At 47.3% G+C, this 1,064-nt stretch carries 1 protein-coding gene and 1 pseudogene; both read right to left on the bottom strand.

Annotated elements, in window-relative coordinates; all coding sequences use genetic code 11:
• Window positions 1–160, bottom strand: a pseudogene (locus R7Q47_RS26295) (peptidase); the annotation flags it as partial.
• A gap of 6 nt (window positions 161–166) precedes the next feature.
• Window positions 167–1,064: cryptochrome/photolyase family protein (locus R7Q47_RS26290; protein ID WP_318090267.1), on the bottom strand; the 898-nt coding region annotated here is incomplete at its 5' end.

Genomic DNA, 1,064 nt, shown 5'->3' with positions numbered 1-1,064 from the left:
CGCCTTCTTGCACGACGTGGTTTTCAATGCGACCAATCAAACGGCTGCCGTCCTCTGGTAACTCGTACATTTTGGCGAATGACAATCCACTCACTAATGATAACGAGACAGATAACAGGGTTCGTTTTGCAAAACTCATTGATCGCTTTTTGCTAAGCATTTCACTCTATTCCTTGGCACTTTTAAAGAGCCGTAAGGTTATCTCTCTTTCAACCTTGTGATCAACCATCGGCTTGTGATATTCCAGTAAAGAAAATCCCTCCCAAGTCCATGGTTTATGGACGAACTTATTCGGCACACTCTTAATTTCTGGCACCCAATGACGCACGAACTGACCGTCGGAATCGAACTTCTCGCCTTGGCTTATTGGATTGAAGATACGGAAGTATGGTTGGCCATCACAGCCAGTCGATGCCGACCACTGCCACCCACCATTATTTGCCGCAAAGTCGCCGTCGACGAGCTTGCTCATAAAGTATTCTTCGCCCCAGCGCCAGTCGATATGTAAATCCTTGGTAAGAAAGCTTGCGACAATCATACGAAGTCGGTTGTGCATCCAGCCAGTTTGATTGAGCTGACGCATTGCCGCATCAACAATTGGATATCCAGTCGTCCCCGTTTTCCAACATTCAAAAGCTTGCTCATCGTAAGACCATTGAATTTTATCTTCCCAGTCGATGAATCCACGACCTTTGACAAGTTTAGGTTCAAACACCAATAAGTGCTGGTAGAACTCACGCCAAATGATCTCGCTCAGCCACGTTGCTTTGCCTTCTGACAAATCCGGTTGTGGATTCTCAGCATACAACCTCGCGATGCACTGTCTTGGCGACAATGCTCCGATGGCAAGATAAGGCGAGAGCTGGCTCGTACCATCGATAGCGGGGAAATCTCGCTTCATCTGGTAACCGTCACTACGCTCGCGTGCAAACGTCCTCAATTGCTTGAGAATATCGTTGGTCGATGCACACCAAGCTTTGCTCGATTCCCTTGGATAAGAGAACGTAAAATCGGCATCAAAAGCGTCTTGTTTTACCGCTGCTAACTGCGCACTAGACAGTTCA

It is taken from the genome of Vibrio sp. Vb0349 (genome assembly GCF_033338975.1).
This window is presented reverse-complemented; position numbering and strand designations above follow the sequence as displayed.